General features: G+C 51.9%; 1 protein-coding gene. It reads right to left on the reverse strand.

Annotation, left to right across the window (positions count from 1 at the left end):
* Positions 1-278, reverse strand: a 278-nt coding sequence (locus tag Q4563_RS18980) for a tetratricopeptide repeat protein (RefSeq protein ID WP_303605617.1), incomplete at its 3' end; no start/stop codon positions are given.
* Between the last annotated feature and the right edge of the window lie 15 nt (positions 279-293).

Genomic DNA, 293 nt, shown 5'->3' on the forward strand with positions numbered 1-293 from the left:
ACACTGTATGGCGACAAACGTAATGCTTCCATATAGCTGTCAATGGCATTGGACGGCTGGTTCTGGCGGTAATAGTTCATCGCCAGGTCGTTATACGCACTGGCGCGGCTGTCGTAATAACGATCTCCGGCTGCCGTTTCGAGCCATTTTTTCGCCTTGTCATACTCTTTCATCTGGATATACAGCCGTCCCAGATGATGTTTGGCGGCGGTATACGAGCTGTCGTTGGCAATGGCCTTACGCATAAAATCTTCCGCCAGGTCGTACTCGGCTTCCATTTGCCACACCAGCCC

Source organism: Gilvimarinus sp. 1_MG-2023, assembly GCF_030548285.1.